This is a genomic window from Bacillus cereus group sp. MG16, from assembly GCF_040459875.1.
Classification (GTDB): domain Bacteria; phylum Bacillota; class Bacilli; order Bacillales; family Bacillaceae_G; genus Bacillus_A; species Bacillus_A paranthracis.
The window spans coordinates 1,061,647-1,080,367 of sequence record NZ_JARVHE010000001.1; the positions used below are offsets into that span (position 1 = coordinate 1,061,647).

Below are 18,721 nucleotides of genomic sequence, written 5' to 3' on the forward strand. Positions count from 1 at the left end.
CTATTTACTTCAAAAATGAAAGTTTTCGAATGATAGGGAGGCGACTTAACTCTTCTTTTCGAATGAGCTTGAAAATGAAGAGGAGCACAATATAAACGAGTGTTGTTAAAGTGATTTCCCATAATGTTTGTACGCCAAGTGAATGAGAGAAAACTATATACTTATGAAGGTAAAAACCGAAGGAGCCTGCGATACCGATGGCAAGTCCGCCAAAAATATAGTCTTTTGCGTAAATGGTAAATGTAATTTTCTTTAAAACAGTAGCATAATGAAGAAATGTTACTGTTACGATATTTGCTGCAATTGCAAGGGCAACCCCCATCATTTGAAACTCTGGCCTTGAGGCTAGTACGAAAATAACAATTAATTTCACGATTGCACCAATAAACGTATTCATCATGGCCGCACGTGCTAAGTTTAAAGCTTGTAAGACAGAGGTAAGTGGACTTTGAAAATAATGAAATAAAAAGCAAGGTGCAAGAAGCTGGATGAACGCTGTTGCACTATCCGATCCATACATAAGAGTTAAAACAGGAGAAGCAAATACGTATAATATAACGACTGACCACCCGCCAGTAATGAGTGAGATTCGAAGAGCTTGTTGTAAGCGGTGTTCTACTAATTTATGTTGTCTTTTTGCCATTGCCTCGCTAATAGATGGAACGAGTGCTGTCGAAAGAGCGTATGTAATAAAGGCTGGTAGTGAAAGAAGCGGGAATGCATACCCGTTTAATATACCGTATTGCTGAGTTGCGACGGAGGCAGCAACGCCGGCAATCGCTAAGCTTTGCATAACGACGATAGGTTCAAAAAAATAGGAAACGGAACCGATTAAACGACTTCCTGTAGTTGGAAGTGCAATATCCATAAGAGAATAAAATGTCCCCTTGCTTTCCTTTACAGTAGTGAAAAATCCAGAGCGTATAGATAAATGTTTTTCACGCTGGAATAAAGTGAGTAAAAATAATAACGATGCCACTTCACCGAGAACGGCTGATAACATAGCACCAGCTGCAGCATATTCTACGCCGTAAGGTAAAAATAATTGAATACATATAGCGATAATGGTAATGCGGACAATTTGTTCTATCACTTGGGCGTAAGCGCTAGGTTTCATATTTTGTTTTCCTTGGAAATAGCCACGTAAAACAGAAGAAACAGCAATAACAGGAACGACAGGCAAAATGGCCATTAATGGATAGTACGTTCGTTCATCAGTTAATAATGTTTTTGCTAAAATAGGTGTGAGGAGCATAATTCCAATTGTTAAAATGATACTAATAACAGATGTAACAGCTAATGATACTGTTAATATTTTTTTAACTTTTTGTTTATCATTCACAGCTTCTGCTTCTGCTACAAATTTTGCGATTGCGACAGGAAGACCGATTTGTGTTAATGTAATTGCTAGAATAAATGTAGGGACGGCCATCATATAAAGGCCAACGCCTTCTTCTCCTAAAATACGTGCCATTACAATACGATTAATAAATCCTAGAATTTTGGTAATAAAGCCGGCTATCATTAAAATAAATGCGCCTTTTAAAAAGCTTTGTCTCGTCATGGTCTTCTCCTACCTTCTCAAAATCAGTGGAATGATTTACAATAATTTATATGCACGTACGAGACAAGAATGACAAGCATTTAAGAGAGTACTCTTGAAAGTAGTTATTGCTGTCCATTAGAGCGGGAATAAAAGCGACTTTTCGTGCGAAATAAGAAGGAGATGTTATATATGTTAGATAGAGAGGCTTTGGTAGAATCATACCGCGGACAGTTACAAGTCGTTTTGGAAAGTAAAGTAGAAGAGTTTCAAATGTTCGGCTACGACAGAGTGACAGATGATGACATTTGGAAGTTTCTTAAAGTGAAAAAGTGGAAGAAGATAGACAGCGATGTTAGATTGTATGAATTAGTTAATGACGTATTAACAGTAAGTGCTAATGAATATATGACTTATTTAACTGTTGAAGCATATCAAGCCCCGCTTTGGTCATTTGATGAATATGAAAATAAATAACCGACTGCAATTGGTTTGTTCTTCCTTTTGCAGTATAATGATAGGTATTGATAATGAGGAAATAATTATGTCTAAGATCATATATAAAGGAGGTAGTGAAGAGAGAAAACAAATAATGAAAGTGCAGGTATTGTGAAAACTTACCGGTACAGCTAGTGATGAGCTAGCAAAATTATAGAAAGGAAGTCTACTAACTAGACGTATGCACACGTGTAAAAGTGAATCGTAAGAGATTTATTTAAAGTGTTAGTAGCGGAAAGAGGGTACATATGGCAAAGCGTAGTACGAGAATTGCCGCCTTTTTCCTCATCGTTTTATTAATCGGTGGAGTAATTGGTGCGGCAGGAAAAGACATAGCAAAAGGAATTAGTCTAGGACTAGACCTTCGCGGTGGTTTTGAAATTCTGTATGAAGTAAAACCAGCCAAAAAAGGTGATAAAATCGATCGAGACGTACTTGTGAGTACAGTAGGTGCTCTTGAAAATCGTGTCAATGTTCTCGGTGTAAGTGAACCGAACATTCAAATCGAAGGGCAAGATCGAATTCGTGTACAGCTTGCTGGTGTACAAGATCAGCAAAAAGCACGTGAAATGTTATCAACACAAGCGAAATTAACATTCCGTGATGTAGATGACAATCTTCTTATGGATGGAACGGATTTAAAAGGTGGCGGAGCGAAGCAAACATTTGATGAGCAAGGCCGTGCGAGTGTAGGTCTTACACTAAAGAGCGCTGAAAAATTCCGTGAAGTAACTGAGAAAATTTCAAAAATGCCACCACCAACGAATTTAATGGTAATTTGGCTTGATTTTGAAGAAGGAAAAGATTCGTATAAAGCAGAATCTGCAAAACCGAATCCGAAATTCTTATCAGCAGCAACAGTAAACCAAGTGTTTAACCAAGCTGAAGTATCTATCGTAGGTGGAAACTTTACAGTTGAAAGCGCGAAACAACTTTCATCTTTATTAAATGCAGGTGCACTTCCTGTTGATTTAAAAGAAATGTATTCAACATCTGTTGGAGCGAAGTTTGGTCAACAAGCGTTAGAGCAAACAATTTTCGCTAGTGCGATTGGTATCGCTCTTATTTTCTTATTTATGCTTGTATTCTACCGTTTACCAGGACTTGTAGCGGTTATTATGTTAGGTTTATACATTTTCGTTACATTACTTGTCTTTAACTGGATGCATGCAGTTCTTACGTTGCCAGGTATTGCGGCGTTAGTGCTCGGGGTAGGTATCGCGGTTGATGCGAATATTATTACGTACGAGAGACTGAAAGAAGAGCTGAAAATTGGTAAGTCAATGATGTCGGCATTCCGTGCTGGTAACCATCGTTCATTAGCAACCATTTTAGATGCGAACATTACAACACTTGCAGCAGCTGGTGTATTATTCGTTTATGGTAACAGCTCTGTAAAAGGGTTCGCAACAAGTTTAATCGTAAGTATTTTAGTCGGTTTTATTACGAACGTATTCGGTACTCGTTTCTTACTAAGTTTACTTGTAAAGAGCCGTTACTTCGATAAAAAACCAGGATACTTTGGTGTGAAACAAAAGGATATTATTCCATTAACAAAAGGTGTAGTACATCCACCGACAAGATTTGATCGTATTAACTTCGTAAATGTCGGTCATAAATTCCTTATCTTCTCGCTGGTAGTTGTAATTGCAGGTGCAATTATTTTACCAATTTTCAAATTGAATCTTGGTATTGACTTTGCGAGTGGTACACGTATCGACTTGCAATCAAAACAAGCAGTTACTGTGTCTGATGTTCATAAAGATTTTAAAGAATTGAACATTGACGTGAAGGAAGAAAATATTGTACCGACTGGAGATGACAATAAAGGATTCGCAGTTCGTACATTAGGTGTTCTATCAAAAGATGAAATTGCGAAAACAAAAACATTCTTCCATGATAAATATGGTACAGATCCAAACGTAAGTACAGTTTCACCAACAATCGGGAAAGAGATTGCACGAAATGCATTTATCGCAGTATTAATTGCTTCTGCGGTTATCATTTTATACGTAAGTATTCGTTTCCGATTTACGTATGCATTATCTGCAGTACTTGCATTATTACATGATGCATTCGTTATGATTGTTATATTTAGTATTTTCCAGTTAGAGGTAGACTTAACGTTTATCGCTGCGGTATTAACAATCATTGGTTATTCTATTAATGACTCGATCGTTACATTTGATAGAAACCGTGAATTATACAAACAGAAAAAACGAGTACGTGATATAAAAGACTTAGAAGAGATCGTAAATGCAAGTATTCGTCAAACGCTTGGTCGTTCGATTAATACCGTATTAACAGTGCTATTCCCAGTAATTGCATTGCTTATCTTCGGTAGTGAGTCACTACGTAACTTCTCGTTTGCGTTACTTGTTGGATTAGTTGTAGGTACGTATTCTTCTGTTTTTGTTGCTTCTCAAATTTGGTTAATGCTTGAAAACCGTCGTTTGAAAAAGGGCAAAAACAAGAAAAAGGTTGAGAAAGTAGAATCTGAACCGCAAGTATAAAAAAGATGATGTCTCTTTATGAGGCATCTCTTTTTTCGTTTGTGGATACAATAAGATAGTTACTTTGAAATGATGAAATGGAAGAAAGTGGTGATGTTATCGCTGTTTTTGTTACAATAAAGTGAAACTTTAATCAGTGGGGGTTTTCTTCATCCCCCCACTGATTATTAGTTGAACCAATCGGACTTTTATGGGCAGCCCGACCCCCCACCTAAATTTTTTGCTTTCACTGAATTTTGAGGTAGGGGTCTTACTGCCCATTAAAGTGGGATAAAAAGATAGGTTAAGAAAAGAAGGGATTTTAATGATGGAAAAAGATGAACGTTTTAAACAGGCCGAGTTTGGTGCTATTGTCGGGATCGTTGGTAATATTATATTAGCGATTATAAAGGCGGTAATTGGTTATATTGGGAACAGTAAAGCGCTATTAGCAGATGCGGTGCATTCTGCATCAGATGTAATTGGTTCGCTAGCTGTACTGTTTGGGTTACGAGCAGCAAAGCAGCCGCCCGATGAAGATCATCCGTATGGTCATGGTAAAGCGGAATCGATTTCAGCGATTATTGTTGCAGTATTATTATTTATTGTGGGAATCGAGATAGCGATTTCGTCCATAAAAGCTTTTTCGCAGGAACTAGAACCACCGAAAGGGATTACAATTTTTGCTGTCGTTCTTTCAATTATCGTGAAAGAAGGAATGTTTCAATATAAATTCCGATTAGGGAAAAGGGTAAATAGTGATGCAATTATTGCAAATGCATATGAGCACCGTTCAGATGTGTTTTCTTCAATTGCAGCTTTAATCGGTATTTGTACAGCGATTATTGGTGGTAAGTTCGGGTTAGATTGGCTTGTGTATGCCGATCCAATTGCAGGATTATTTGTTTCACTTCTTGTTGCAAAAATGGCATGGAGTATTGGGGCAGAAGCAATTCATGCAACGCTTGATCATGTTCTCCATGAGGAAGATGTTGTTCCGCTTAGAGAAGCAGTACTTCAAATAGATGGTGTGAAAAAAATCGGTTCGTTATATGCGAGGGAGCATGGTCATTACGTTATTGTAGATATTAAAGTTTCTGTAGATCCATATATTACTGTAGAAGAAGGGCATCGCATTGGAAAGCATGTGAAAGAAACGCTTATGCTGCAAGATAACGTACAAAATGTATTTGTACATATAAATCCGTATTCTCCAAATTAAACATTAGTAACATTTTAGTATACAGATATTACATCGTAGTTTGCATGATATTGTCACCCCTTAATCTGTCTTGTATAATGAACAGGTTAAGGGGTGATTTCGTGTTACAACCGAAGACGCGTTGGAAAGAAAAAGAATATAATAGCGAGCGAGTGAGTGAATTAGCAAGTAAATTACAATTATCACCACTTGTCGTTTCGTTATTCCTCGGTAGAGGACTAGATACAGAAGATAAGATTTTAGATTTTTTAAATACAGAAAATCAAGAATTTCATGATCCATTTTTATTAGAAGGAATGGATAGAACGGTAGAACGTGTAAATAAGGCGATTCAAAATGGAGAGCAAATATTAATATTTGGTGACTACGATGCGGACGGAGTAAGTAGTACGACTGTTTTATATATTGCCTTACAAGAATTAGGTGCAGACGTAGAATTTTATATCCCAAACCGTTTTACAGAAGGTTATGGACCGAATGAAGAAGCATTTCGTTGGGCGCATAGCGCGGGATTTTCACTCATTATTACTGTCGATACTGGTATCGCAGCTGTACATGAAGCGAAGGTAGCGAAGGAACTTGGGATAGATCTAATTATTACAGATCACCATGAGCCACCACCAGAATTGCCAGAAGCACTTGCGATTATTCACCCGAAATTAGATGGCGGTGTGTATCCGTTTCACTATTTAGCGGGCGTTGGTGTTGCGTTTAAAGTTGCACATGCACTACTGGGCCGTGTACCAGAACATTTATTAGAAATTGCAGTAATTGGTACGGTAGCCGATTTAGTATCACTTCACGGTGAGAATAGATTGCTAGTGAAGCGCGGTTTAAAACATATGCGCATGACGAAAAATATCGGACTAAAGGCGCTATTTAAAGTTGCTAACGTTTCGCAAAGTGAAATTACAGAAGAGAGCATTGGCTTCTCAATCGCACCTCGTATTAATGCAGTTGGACGTTTAGAAGATGCTACGCCGGCTGTACATCTTTTATTATCAGAGGATCCCGAAGAAGCGAAAGAGCTGGCTGAAGAAATTGATGAGCTGAACAAACTGCGAAAAGATATTGTAAAGCAAATTACAGAAGAAGCTATCGCTGAAGTGGAAACGAATTTCCCTCCTGAAGACAATAAAGTATTAGTGCTTGCAAAAGAAGGATGGAATCCAGGTGTAATTGGAATTGTCGCTTCTAAATTAGTTGAACGTTTTTATCGTCCAACGATTGTATTATGCATTGATCCTGTAAAAGAAACTGCAAAAGGTTCAGCGCGTAGTATTGCAGGATTTGATTTGTTTGCAAACTTGTCAGATTGTAGAGAGTTATTGCCGCACTTCGGAGGACATCCGATGGCAGCGGGAATGACGCTACATATGAATGATGTAGATGAATTACGCCGCCGTTTAAATGAACAAGCAGATACAATTTTAACAGAAGAAGATTTTATTCCAATTACAGCTGTCGATGCTTTTTGCAAAGTGGAGGACGTAACACTTGCAGCAATTGAAGATATGCAAAAGTTAGCGCCATTTGGTGTTGGAAATCCAAAGCCACGTATTGCAGTGAAAGATGCGGAGTTAGAAAGTATTCGTGCAATCGGATCAGATGGTTCTCATTTAAAGATGTCTCTTCGTGATGGACAAGCAACATTGGATACAATTGGATTCGGTTTTGGTGCGTACGCGAAAGAAATTTCTCCAGTTGCAAAAGTCTCTGTAATTGGGGAAGCGTCTATTAATGAATGGAATAATTTTAAGAAGCCGCAATTAATGGTGCAAGATATTGCTGTAGAGGCATGGCAATTATTTGATTGGCGTAGTATGCGTAACGTAGAAGCAAATTTAGCAGAACTTCCGAAAGAAAAAATCACGATGTTGTATTTTTCTAAAGAGGTATTGAATAAATTTTCTTTAGAAGACTATAAAGAGCATATGATGCATGCATCAGAAGTAACCGAGTTAGATGAGCAATACATCGTGTTACTTGATTTACCAAAAGGAACAGATGAATTACGAGATCTATTTAAAGTTGGGTTCCCATCGCGAATCTATACGCTATTTTATCAAGAGAATAATCATTTATTTAGCACTGTTCCAACGAGGGATCACTTTAAATGGTACTATTCATTCTTGAGCCAAAAATCACCATTTTCTTTAAGACAATATGGAGAACAACTATGTCAACATAAAGGTTGGTCAAAAGATACAGTAAATTTCATGACACAGGTGTTTTTTGAGTTAGAATTTGTTACAATAAAAGATGGCGTCATTTTTATGGCAGACAAAAAACAAAAGCGTGATTTAATTGAATCGAACACATATCGTGAGAAAATGAACCACTTACAATTAGAAAAAGAATTGGTTTATAGCACATATCAGCAACTATACACATGGTTTGAAACGATTCGTAATCATAAAGAAGTAGAACAGTTAGGGTAAAGGATTTGTATTTACAAACCTTTTAGATCTGAGGAGGATTCAGAAATATGGATTTCAAGCAACATATCGCAATTGTACCGGATTATCCGAAAGAAGGTATCGTGTTTAAAGACATTACACCGTTAATGAACGACGGTAAAGCATACAAAGCAGCAACAGATGCAATCGTTGAGTATGCAAAAGAAAGAAACATTGATCTTGTAGTAGGACCAGAAGCGCGTGGTTTCATTATCGGTTGCCCAGTTTCTTATGCATTAGAAGTAGGATTTGCGCCAGTTCGTAAATTAGGAAAATTACCACGTGAAGTAATTACAGTTGACTACGGTAAAGAATATGGTAAAGATGTTTTAACAATCCATAAAGATGCAATTAAACCAGGTCAACGCGTATTAATTACAGATGACTTATTAGCTACAGGTGGAACAATTGAAGCGACAATTAAGTTAGTTGAAGAGCTAGGCGGAGTTGTAGCAGGAATTGCATTCTTAGTAGAACTTACTTACTTAGATGGTCGTAAAATGTTAGATGGTTACGATGTATTAGTATTAGAAAAATACTAATCACTATATAGGTAAAACTACGGTGATAAAAAGTACCCGTGAATCTCTTGGAGAGGAGCGGGTACTTTTGTATAATTGAACAAAAAATTATAGTGAAATGTCAGTAAAATCTTTTCCTTTTCACAATTCACAATCATTGGGTTATAATGATAGAATATAATTTATTCTATTTAATAAAGATAAAGTCAATTTTCAATAAAAGGTGATTCGATGGCAAATGAGCAGGTACTAACAGCTGAACAGGTACTCGAGAAAGCAAGTCAATATTTAGTGGATGAAGATATTGAGCTAGTAGCACGTGCCTATGAATATGCACGCGATGCGCATAGCGAACAATACAGAAAATCGGGTGAACCATACATTATTCATCCAATTCAAGTTGCAGGTATTTTAGTTGATTTACACATGGATCCAGCTACAGTATCAGCAGGTTTCTTACATGATGTAGTAGAAGATACAGAGATTACATTAGAAGATATTGAACGGGAATTTAATAAAGAAATTGCTATGCTTGTTGATGGTGTGACAAAGCTTGGAAAGATTAAATATAAATCTCATGAGCAACAACAAGCAGAAAACCATCGCAAAATGTTTATTGCAATGGCTCAAGATATTCGAGTTATTTTAATTAAACTAGCCGATCGTCTTCATAACATGCGTACATTGAAACATTTGCCTCAAGAGAAGCAGCGTCGCATTGCGAATGAAACGTTAGAAATCTTTGCACCTTTAGCACATAGACTCGGAATTAGTACTATTAAATGGGAGCTAGAGGATACTTCACTTCGCTACTTAAATCCACAGCAATATTATCGTATTGTAAATTTAATGAAGCGTAAACGTGCAGAACGTGAAGAGTATTTAGAGGAAGTAATGACTGGTATTCGTGAGAAATTAGATGAAGTTGCAATTCAACCTGAAATTTCTGGAAGACCAAAACATATTTACAGCATTTATCGTAAAATGGCACTGCAAAATAAACAGTTCAATGAAATTTACGATTTATTAGCTGTACGTGTCGTTGTAAATAGTATTAAAGATTGTTATGCAGTACTTGGAATTATTCATACGTGCTGGAAGCCGATGCCAGGTCGTTTTAAAGATTATATTGCAATGCCGAAAGCAAACCTATATCAATCTCTTCATACGACTGTAATTGGGCCGAAAGGTGATCCGCTTGAAGTACAAATTCGTACGAAAGAAATGCATGAGATCGCAGAATTCGGGATCGCGGCACACTGGGCGTATAAAGAAGGAAAAACAGCAGAAACAGCAGGTACACTAGAGAAGAAACTTACATGGTTCCGTCAAATATTAGAATGGCAAAATGAAGCTTCTAATGCAGAAGAGTTTATGGAGTCATTAAAAATTGATTTATTCTCTGACATGGTATTCGTCTTTACACCGAAAGGCGATGTAATGGAATTACCACTTGGATCTGTTCCAATTGACTTTGCATATCGTGTGCATTCAGAAATTGGAAATAAAACAATTGGTGCAAAAGTAAACGGGAAAATGGTGACGCTTGATTATAAATTAAAAACAGGTGACATCATTGAGATTTTAACATCGAAACATTCGTATGGACCAAGTCAAGATTGGGTGAAACTTGCTCAAACATCTCATGCAAAAAACAAAATACGTCAGTTCTTTAAGAAACAACGTAGAGATGAAAATATTGAAAAAGGCCGTGAACTTGTTGAGAAAGAAGTGCGTAGCCTAGAGTATGAGATGAAAGAAGTATTAGCTCCTGACAATTTAAAACGAGTTGCTGAAAAATTCAACTTTGCAAATGAAGAAGATATGTTTGCAGCAGTTGGATATAATGGTATCACTGCATCACAAATTGTTACGCGACTAACGGACAAGTTCCGTAAGCAACGTGAAGAAGAAGAGATTGTTGAAGTTAAAGAAGTTCGTAAACCGATGAAAATTCGAAAATGGGATTCTGGCGTTAAAGTGAGCGGTGCGGATAATTTATTAATTCGTTTATCAAAATGCTGTAACCCAGTACCTGGTGATGATATCGTTGGATATATTACGAAAGGCCGAGGCGTATCAATTCACCGCCGTGATTGTGTAAATGTTCATACAGAAGAAGCAGTAGAGCGTTTATTAGAAGTAGAGTGGGAAGGTAGTCCTGAAAAAGAAATTGAGTATAACGTTGATATTGAAATTTCAGGTTACGATCGCCGTGGTTTATTAAACGAAGTATTACAAGCTGTTACAGAGACGAAAACGTACATTTCAGCAGTTTCTGGTAGAAGTGACCGTAATAAGATGGCGACAATTAATATGTCAATCTCTATTCGTAACTTACAGCACTTGAAAAAAGTAGTAGAACGCATTAAACGTGTTCCAGAAATTTATGCAGTACGACGCATGATGCATTAATAGGGAGTGTAGAAAAGATGAGAGTTGTTTTACAACGATCAAAAGAAGCGTCTGTCACAGTAGACGGTGAGATCGTAGGACAAATTCCGTTCGGTTTAACATTACTAGTTGGCATTACGCATGAAGATACAGAAAAAGATGCAACTTACATTGCAGAAAAAATTGCGAACTTACGTATTTTTGAAGATGAGAGCGGAAAGATGAACCATTCTGTACTTGATGTAGAAGGACAAGTTCTATCCATTTCGCAATTTACATTATACGGAGATTGCCGCAAGGGAAGACGTCCAAACTTTATGGATGCTGCCAAACCTGACTATGCAGAGCGTTTATATGATTTCTTTAATGAAGAAGTACGTAAGCAAGGATTGCATGTAGAAACAGGGAAGTTCGGGGCAATGATGGATGTTTCTTTAATCAATGATGGTCCGGTGACCTTAATTGTAGAAAGTAAATAGTGTTGCTGAGGAAGAGAGGGGAGAGCCCCTCTCTTCTTTTGTGGTTTTTAATGGTATATTTTGTTAATTGTTGTTATGATAATTAAGACAATAAAAGATATAATCGGGGGATTATAGGAGGAAAATCTTATGAAAACATTTGTACTCGTTCATGGAGCATGGGATGGCGGTTATGTTTGGAAAAAACTAGCTGACCTTTTAAGGGAAGAGGGGCATAGTGTATATACTCCTACATTAACTGGCCTTGGGGAACGAACGCATCTTATGCAACCTCATATAGGGTTGAAAACATTTATTCAAGACATTGTTAATACTATTAAATATGAGAGCCTAAAAGATGTGATTTTAGTAGGGCATAGCTATTCTGGGATGGTAATTACAGGAGTGGCAGAAGTGATTCCCGAGTTTATTAAGGAGCTAGTATACGTGGATGCAATGCTTCCGGAAAATGGTGATTCCGTTATGGATATTTCTGGACCGGAAATGGCCGCACATTTTATAGAAGAAGTAAAAGTATACGGGGAAGGATGGCGTGTTCTTCCTAGAAATACAACAGATGAAAAAAAATCAGCGATGTCATTGTTGGCTTTTACACAATCGGTTGAAATAAAAAACTCTAAAGCACAACTTATACCGCATATATACGTAGAAGTAAAGGATAATCCAGAACATTGGCCAATGACGCCTATCTTTTTAGAATCAGCAAAAAAAGCAAGGGACAGAAAATGGAAAGTTTTTTCTATTGAAGTCGGTGGGCATTGGGTAATGGAAACTAATCCAGAGGCGTTGGTTCGTATATTGAATCAGAGTGTAGAAGTAATTTAATGTATGTTTTACTTCCTATAGAAGAATTGGAAGTACAAGGTGTATTACATGTAATGTTAGAAATTCTCGTAATTTGGGTAGGTATTGTATCGTTATATTATTTGAAGCATCATATGCTAGCAAGTGGACTAGCTCATTGTTATAAATCCAATACTAATGTTTATTTTGAGTCAATAGCTTTTTCATTTATGTATAACTCTCTAATCAATATGGAACAATAAAAAGTAAAACATCCATATTGAATGTGAGGGATATACGTATGCGTATGAATGAAAAAGGGCATTCTGTTACAAATGGTGCAAATCAACTGTTTAACGTAAATTTTCATGATTTTATTTCAAAAGAGCAAAACAATACTTCGATGGAGCTTGCTTCTGAGTTTGGGATTTCTCTTCAAGATGTAAAGCGTCTAAAGAAGCAGATTGAACGCTCTTAGAGCACTTGACAATCCTACTGAACAAACGTATAGTAATTTTATATTTACATATGAATATAACCTTTGATAGAGAAGAGTAAATGAGACACACATGGAAAGAGAAGAAATGTCTTAGGCTGAAAACATTTCTACATGATGACTGATTGAATGACACTCTAGAGGTTTCAACTTGAACGGCGTATACGCTTAGTAGGGATGAACGCACATTTAAGCGTTATTAAAAAAGTGGAAGCATACGTGCTTCAATTAGGGTGGCACCACGGGTATAATACTCTCGTCCCTACTGTTCAAACAGTAGAGGCGGGAGTTTTTTTATTTTTATTAAGATTAAAACAATTTGAGGAGGAACTGAATATGTCTATTCAAATCCCACGCGGAACGCAAGATATTCTTCCAGGTACTGTTGAGTTATGGCAGTATATCGAAGGGCAAGCACGCGAAATTTGCCGTCGTTACAATTATAAAGAAATTCGTACACCAATTTTTGAACACACTGAGCTATTTTTACGTGGTGTTGGTGATACGACAGATATCGTACAAAAAGAAATGTACTCATTCCAAGATCGTGGAGAGCGTAGTTTAACATTACGTCCAGAAGGTACTGCACCTGTTGTACGTTCTTACGTTGAAAATAAAATGTTCGGTGACGCAACACAACCGACGAAATTATACTATATCGGCCAAATGTTCCGTTACGAAAGACCACAAGCAGGTCGCTATCGTCAATTCGTACAATTTGGTATTGAAGCAATCGGCAGTAACGATCCTGCAATTGATGCAGAAGTAATTGCACTTGCTGTAGAGTTTTACCGCGGCATGGGCTTAAAAAATATTAAAGTTGTATTAAACAGCTTAGGTGATGCAGCAAGCCGTCAAGCACACCGTGATGCGTTAATTGCACACTTCGAGCCACGTATCGGTGAGTTCTGTTCTGACTGTCAATCTCGTTTAGAAAAGAACCCTCTTCGTATTTTAGATTGTAAGAAGGACCGTAACCATGAATTAATGGGAACGGCACCATCTATTACAGAATACTTAAACGAAGATTCAGCAGTATACTACGAAAAAGTTCAAGAACTATTAACGATGATGGATGTTCCATTTGAAAAAGATCCGAACTTAGTACGTGGTTTAGACTACTACCAACACACTGTATTTGAAATTATGAGTGAGGCAGAAGGTTTCGGTGCTATTACTACATTAAGCGGTGGTGGACGTTACAACGGACTTGTACAAGAAATCGGTGGACCAGAAATGCCAGGTATCGGTTTTGCGATGAGTATTGAACGTTTAATTATGGCACTAAAAGCTGAAAACATTGAATTGCCAATCGAACATAGCATTGATTGTTACGTTGTAGCGCTTGGTGAAAAAGCAAAAGACCATGCTGCAAAAGTTGCGTTTGATCTTCGTAAAGCTGGATTATCAGTTGAAAAAGATTATTTAGATCGCAAAATGAAGGCACAATTTAAATCAGCAGATCGTCTAAAAGCGAAATTTGTAGCTGTATTAGGGGAAGATGAGTTAGATAAAGGTATCATCAACTTAAAAGATATGGCAACAGGCGAACAAGAAGAAGTAGCATTAGATGTATTTGCTTCATACGTAGCAGAGAAATTAATATAGGGGGAACTTACAGTGGCTGAAAGAACACATGCATGTGGAAAAGTAACAGTAGAAGCAGTTGGACAAACAGTTCAATTAAAAGGTTGGGTACAAAAACGCCGTGATTTAGGTGGATTAATCTTTATCGACTTACGTGACCGTACAGGTATTGTACAAGTTGTATTTAACCCAGAAACATCAAAAGAGGCGCTAGAAGTAGCAGAAACAATTCGTAGCGAATACGTATTACACGTAGAAGGTACAGTTGTTGAGCGTGGTGAAGGCGCAATTAATGACAATATGGCAACTGGTCGTATTGAAGTACAAGCAACAAAGGTAAACGTATTAAACGCAGCGAAAACAACGCCAATCATTATCGCTGATGATACAGATGCATCAGAAGATGTGCGTTTAAAATATCGTTACTTAGACTTACGTCGTCCTGTAATGTTCAACACATTCAAAATGCGTCATGACGTAACAAAAACAATTCGTAACTTCTTAGACACAGAAGAGTTCCTAGAAGTGGAAACACCAATTTTAACGAAGAGCACGCCAGAAGGCGCTCGTGATTATTTAGTACCAAGTCGTGTACATGATGGTGAGTTTTATGCATTACCACAATCTCCACAGCTATTTAAACAGCTTCTTATGGTCGGTGGATTTGAACGTTACTATCAAGTAGCACGCTGTTTCCGTGACGAAGATTTACGTGCAGACCGTCAACCAGAATTTACGCAAATCGATATTGAAGCTTCATTCTTAACACAAGATGAAATTTTAGATATGATGGAGCGCATGATGACGAAAGTTATGAAGGATGCAAAAGGTGTAGAAGTTAGCGCACCATTCCCTCGTATGAAATATGCTGATGCAATGGCTCGTTACGGTTCTGATAAACCAGATACACGTTTTGAAATGGAACTAACAGACTTATCTGAATTTGCAGCAGGCTGTGGCTTTAAAGTATTTACAAGTGCTGTAGAAAGCGGCGGACAAGTAAAAGCAATTAATGCAAAAGGTGCTGCGAGCAAATACTCTCGTAAAGACATTGATGCATTAACTGAATTCGTAAAAGTATACGGTGCAAAAGGTTTAGCTTGGCTTAAAGTGGAAGAAGACGGTTTAAAAGGACCAATCGCGAAATTCTTCGGTGAAGAAGATGCAAATGTGTTAATGACTACACTAGAAGCTACTGCTGGCGACTTATTACTATTCGTAGCAGATAAGAAGAGCGTTGTTGCAGACAGCTTAGGTGCACTTCGTTTACGTCTAGGTAAAGAGCTTGAGTTAATTGATGAAAGTAAATTTAACTTCCTATGGGTAACGGATTGGCCACTTCTTGAGTACGATGAAGATGCAGATCGTTACTTCGCAGCTCACCACCCATTCACAATGCCATTCCGTGAAGATGTTGAGCTATTAGAAACAGCACCAGAAAAAGCACGTGCGCAAGCATATGACCTTGTATTAAACGGTTATGAGCTTGGTGGTGGATCACTTCGTATTTACGAGCGTGACGTACAAGAAAAAATGTTCAAAGCACTTGGATTCTCACAAGAAGAAGCACAAGAGCAATTCGGATTCTTATTAGAAGCATTCGAATACGGTACTCCACCACACGGTGGTATTGCATTAGGTTTAGACCGTCTTGTTATGTTACTTGCAGGTCGTACGAATCTTCGTGATACAATTGCATTCCCGAAAACAGCAAGCGCAAGCTGCTTATTAACAGAAGCTCCAAGCCCAGTTGCAGAAGCACAGCTTGAAGAGTTAAACTTAAAATTAAGCTTAAAAGAAGAGAAGTAAGAATAGGGTCTAGATGGTTATACTAATACCATCTAGGCTTTTTTTGAGAGGTTGTTTAAAAAGTCCGATTCAGATGGCTGTCGCATCTCGTCGTTACGTATGCTAGTCCGGTGCTCGAGTAGTAACGCTACACTGCGCTCCTCCTAGCATACGTGCCTCGATCTGCTCGGCCCTCTGAATCCTCCTTTTTAAACGTGTATTGGAAGGAAGTTTAAAAAGTCCGGTTCAGATAACGATCGCATCTCGTCGTTACGTATGCTAGTCCGGTGCTCGAGTAGTAACGCTACACTGCGCTCCTCCTAGCATACGTGCCTTGATCTGCTCGGTTCTCTGAATCCTCCTTTTTAAATGTGTATTTAGGAAGAAATAAAATTCTGGTCTATGTTTTCATTCTCGAAATATGTATTTTTAGGAATTCTATAACTTTTTCTATACAAATAGTCGGAAAAACGCTAGAATACATGGTAGACCATTTTTGTAATAGGAGTGTAGAGCTGAATGTTACATCAATTTTCACGTAATGAATTAGCCTTCGGTAAAGAAGGACTTGAAATATTAAAAAATAGTACAGTCGGTATTTTAGGAATTGGCGGCGTAGGTTCTTTTGCAGCTGAAGCGTTAGCACGTTCTGGAGTTGGGCGTCTCGTATTAGTAGATAAAGATGTTGTAGATATTACAAACGTAAACCGTCAAATTCACGCTTTAGTATCTACTGTAGGACGTTCAAAAGTAGAATTAATGAAAGAGCGTATTGCAGACATTAACCCAGAGTGTGAAGTAATTGGACTAGAAATGTTTTACACAGATGAAACATATGAAGAGTTCTTTAAGTACGGTTTAGACTTTGTAGTGGATGCATCTGATACGATTACGTTCAAAATTCATTTAATTAAACAATGTTTACGTCGTAAAATTAAAATTATCTCAAGTATGGGTGCAGCAAATAAAATGGACCCAACTCGTTTCCGTATTGCGGACATCTCTAAAACACATACAGATCCAATTGCGAAAGTCATTCGTACGAAGCTTCGTAAAGAGGGCATTAAAAAAGGTGTAAAAGTTGTCTTCTCTGACGAAAACCCAATCGTAATTCGTGAAGAGGTACGTAAAGAAATTGTACCAGACGAAAATGCAAAAATTCGTAAAGCGAAATTACCACCTTCATCAAATGCATTCGTACCATCTGTGGCAGGCTTAATTATGGCAAGTCACGTTGTACGTGAACGCATTAAAAATGTAGAAGTGAAACGTGTAGGGCAAGAATAAAATGAAAGCATATATCCATTTCGGATATATGCTTTTTTATATGTGCTAAAGAAATAGGGGTATTTGCATTGCTACTAGTTCAAATGTAAGCAAGGCCAGTAAGTAATAATCATATTTGTCTGATTTATAACCTGAGGTCTTTTTTAAACTGTGAATGGTAAAAAGACCTAACGTTAGAACGAGAATACCGAGTGTTATTTTGAAGGTTACTAATGAAATGGCAATCAGCTCCTTTCAATCGTATATGTTTATAGTAACATTTAAGTAAAAAATATCCAGTTGATTCGGGGAGTTCTTTGTATAGCAGGTTTACTTATTTTGTAAATATTTGTCGGTAAATCGATATTCTTTGTCGAATAGTCGATATAATTAAAAAATCGTTGATATATTGTAAGTTACGATAGATATATTCGAAAAATCGTCGATATAATTTCATTTACCAATATGCTATCCACCGAAGAGACAAAAAAAGGATGTCACTTAGCCGGAAAATTGGGCTAGGTGACATCTTTTTTAATTCTCTGCAGAATAAATAATATCTAAATTTCCATTTTGATCTGTCTTGAAAATGGGAGCGATCTGCTCTTCTTGTTCTTCAACTGAAACGAGTTTTCGAGCACGATCCATAATTCTAACGAGCATTGCATAATCTTCTTCGATTGCTTGTTGTTTTTTTGTGAGTACAGCTAATTTAGTTTCGAGCTCATCATTCGTTTTTTGCAAGGAAGTGAGCTGAGTTTGTAATACTTCATTTTCAGTTTGTAACTTTGCGAGTGAAGGATTATTGTGCTCCAAGTTTTGCAAAAACGAGATGACATTTTGCATTGTAAGTTCTTGTTTACTTGGTACAATATCTTCTGAAAACTCAGCGTCGATTACGAGTTGTTTCGTTTTTGTGAACTGATCTTTTTCTATTTTAGCTTCAGAACGCTTTAATTCTTTACGTTGTTTTTTCGCAAGCTGCACCGCATCTTCATAATTCGGCCTTACCTCAGCATTCCATCTAAAACCGCAAGCTGCGGAAGTGCGGTTTAAAGCATCGCCGACTTCATCGAATGCTTTTATTTGTGTACTGCCGCTGCGAATATGTCGTAAAACAGTTTCTGCTAAAAGGAGATCGTCTTCTTTTGTCCATGCATCTTGACGTGTTTTCATAAGCGAAGCCTCCATAA

At 37.4% G+C, this 18,721-nt stretch carries 15 protein-coding genes and 1 other annotated feature; of the genes, 13 read left to right on the forward strand and 2 right to left on the reverse strand.

Annotation, left to right across the window (positions count from 1 at the left end; genetic code table 11):
* Window positions 1-4: 4 nt before the first annotated feature.
* A complete protein-coding gene (spoVB, locus tag QCI73_RS05510) occupies window positions 5-1,564 on the reverse strand; it encodes a stage V sporulation protein B (protein ID WP_000198282.1) in 1,560 nt (519 codons plus the stop codon).
* Window positions 1,565-1,735: 171 nt separating this feature from the next.
* Here spoVB and QCI73_RS05515 point away from each other — a divergent pair, with 171 nt between their 5' ends.
* From QCI73_RS05515 to QCI73_RS05575, 13 genes are all read left to right on the forward strand, one after another.
* Window positions 1,736-2,020, forward strand: coding sequence for a post-transcriptional regulator (locus tag QCI73_RS05515; RefSeq protein WP_000886978.1), 285 nt, complete (start codon window positions 1,736-1,738; stop codon window positions 2,018-2,020).
* Window positions 2,021-2,289: 269 nt separating this feature from the next.
* Entirely contained in the window at window positions 2,290-4,554 is a 2,265-nt protein-coding gene (secDF, locus tag QCI73_RS05520; RefSeq protein WP_327922455.1) for a protein translocase subunit SecDF, read from the forward strand.
* 307 nt (window positions 4,555-4,861) lie between these two features.
* Window positions 4,862-5,755, forward strand: a complete 894-nt coding sequence (locus QCI73_RS05525) for a cation diffusion facilitator family transporter (RefSeq protein ID WP_353824090.1) — start codon at window positions 4,862-4,864, stop codon at window positions 5,753-5,755.
* Between the two features lie 101 nt (window positions 5,756-5,856).
* A complete protein-coding gene (gene recJ / locus QCI73_RS05530; RefSeq protein WP_000941278.1) occupies window positions 5,857-8,196 on the forward strand; it encodes a single-stranded-DNA-specific exonuclease RecJ in 2,340 nt (779 codons plus the stop codon).
* Window positions 8,197-8,243: 47 nt separating this feature from the next.
* A complete protein-coding gene (locus QCI73_RS05535) occupies window positions 8,244-8,756 on the forward strand; it encodes an adenine phosphoribosyltransferase (protein ID WP_000346219.1) in 513 nt (170 codons plus the stop codon).
* A 210-nt stretch (window positions 8,757-8,966) separates the two neighbouring features.
* Entirely contained in the window at window positions 8,967-11,150 is a 2,184-nt protein-coding gene (relA, locus tag QCI73_RS05540) for a GTP diphosphokinase (RefSeq protein WP_327922457.1), read from the forward strand.
* Between the two features lie 17 nt (window positions 11,151-11,167).
* Window positions 11,168-11,608, forward strand: a complete 441-nt coding sequence (locus tag QCI73_RS05545) for a D-tyrosyl-tRNA(Tyr) deacylase (RefSeq protein ID WP_001266956.1) — start codon at window positions 11,168-11,170, stop codon at window positions 11,606-11,608.
* 129 nt (window positions 11,609-11,737) lie between these two features.
* Entirely contained in the window at window positions 11,738-12,433 is a 696-nt protein-coding gene (locus tag QCI73_RS05550; RefSeq protein WP_353822619.1) for an alpha/beta fold hydrolase, read from the forward strand.
* On the forward strand, window positions 12,433-12,654 hold the full coding sequence (locus QCI73_RS05555) for a hypothetical protein (RefSeq protein WP_353824136.1): 222 nt from the start codon (window positions 12,433-12,435) through the stop codon (window positions 12,652-12,654). Before QCI73_RS05550 ends, QCI73_RS05555 begins: the two co-directional genes overlap by 1 nt.
* Window positions 12,655-12,692: 38 nt before the next feature.
* On the forward strand, window positions 12,693-12,869 hold the full coding sequence (locus QCI73_RS05560; protein ID WP_001242605.1) for a hypothetical protein: 177 nt from the start codon (window positions 12,693-12,695) through the stop codon (window positions 12,867-12,869).
* A gap of 54 nt (window positions 12,870-12,923) precedes the next feature.
* Window positions 12,924-13,154: a binding site (T-box leader), on the forward strand.
* 69 nt (window positions 13,155-13,223) lie between these two features.
* Window positions 13,224-14,495: a histidine--tRNA ligase gene (gene hisS, locus QCI73_RS05565; protein WP_000027087.1), complete on the forward strand. Its 1,272-nt coding sequence runs from the start codon at window positions 13,224-13,226 to the stop codon at window positions 14,493-14,495.
* Between the two features lie 12 nt (window positions 14,496-14,507).
* Window positions 14,508-16,283 (forward strand): aspartate--tRNA ligase, encoded by a 1,776-nt coding sequence (gene aspS / locus QCI73_RS05570; protein ID WP_000840901.1) that lies wholly within the window; start codon window positions 14,508-14,510, stop codon window positions 16,281-16,283.
* A gap of 498 nt (window positions 16,284-16,781) precedes the next feature.
* On the forward strand, window positions 16,782-17,549 hold the full coding sequence (locus QCI73_RS05575) for a tRNA threonylcarbamoyladenosine dehydratase (protein ID WP_000903179.1): 768 nt from the start codon (window positions 16,782-16,784) through the stop codon (window positions 17,547-17,549).
* Window positions 17,550-18,062: 513 nt separating this feature from the next.
* On the opposite strand, the gene QCI73_RS05580 is transcribed toward QCI73_RS05575, so the two are convergent.
* Complete coding sequence (locus QCI73_RS05580; protein ID WP_000857700.1) at window positions 18,063-18,704, reverse strand: RsfA family transcriptional regulator; 642 nt, start codon at window positions 18,702-18,704, stop codon at window positions 18,063-18,065.
* Window positions 18,705-18,721 lie beyond the last annotated feature (17 nt).

What these genes read in the sequence shown, in the direction of transcription:
- spoVB (WP_000198282.1), bottom strand. Translation starts at nt 1,564, where the DNA reads ATGACGAGACAAAGCTTTTTAAAAGGCGCATTTATTTTAATGATAGCC.
- QCI73_RS05515 (WP_000886978.1), top strand. Translation starts at nt 1,736, where the DNA reads ATGTTAGATAGAGAGGCTTTGGTAGAATCATACCGCGGACAGTTACAA.
- secDF (WP_327922455.1), top strand. Translation starts at nt 2,290, where the DNA reads ATGGCAAAGCGTAGTACGAGAATTGCCGCCTTTTTCCTCATCGTTTTA.
- QCI73_RS05525 (WP_353824090.1), top strand. Translation starts at nt 4,862, where the DNA reads ATGGAAAAAGATGAACGTTTTAAACAGGCCGAGTTTGGTGCTATTGTC.
- QCI73_RS05535 (WP_000346219.1), top strand. Translation starts at nt 8,244, where the DNA reads ATGGATTTCAAGCAACATATCGCAATTGTACCGGATTATCCGAAAGAA.
- relA (WP_327922457.1), top strand. Translation starts at nt 8,967, where the DNA reads ATGGCAAATGAGCAGGTACTAACAGCTGAACAGGTACTCGAGAAAGCA.
- QCI73_RS05545 (WP_001266956.1), top strand. Translation starts at nt 11,168, where the DNA reads ATGAGAGTTGTTTTACAACGATCAAAAGAAGCGTCTGTCACAGTAGAC.
- QCI73_RS05550 (WP_353822619.1), top strand. Translation starts at nt 11,738, where the DNA reads ATGAAAACATTTGTACTCGTTCATGGAGCATGGGATGGCGGTTATGTT.
- QCI73_RS05555 (WP_353824136.1), top strand. Translation starts at nt 12,433, where the DNA reads ATGTATGTTTTACTTCCTATAGAAGAATTGGAAGTACAAGGTGTATTA.
- QCI73_RS05560 (WP_001242605.1), top strand. Translation starts at nt 12,693, where the DNA reads ATGCGTATGAATGAAAAAGGGCATTCTGTTACAAATGGTGCAAATCAA.
- hisS (WP_000027087.1), top strand. Translation starts at nt 13,224, where the DNA reads ATGTCTATTCAAATCCCACGCGGAACGCAAGATATTCTTCCAGGTACT.
- QCI73_RS05575 (WP_000903179.1), top strand. Translation starts at nt 16,782, where the DNA reads ATGTTACATCAATTTTCACGTAATGAATTAGCCTTCGGTAAAGAAGGA.
- QCI73_RS05580 (WP_000857700.1), bottom strand. Translation starts at nt 18,704, where the DNA reads ATGAAAACACGTCAAGATGCATGGACAAAAGAAGACGATCTCCTTTTA.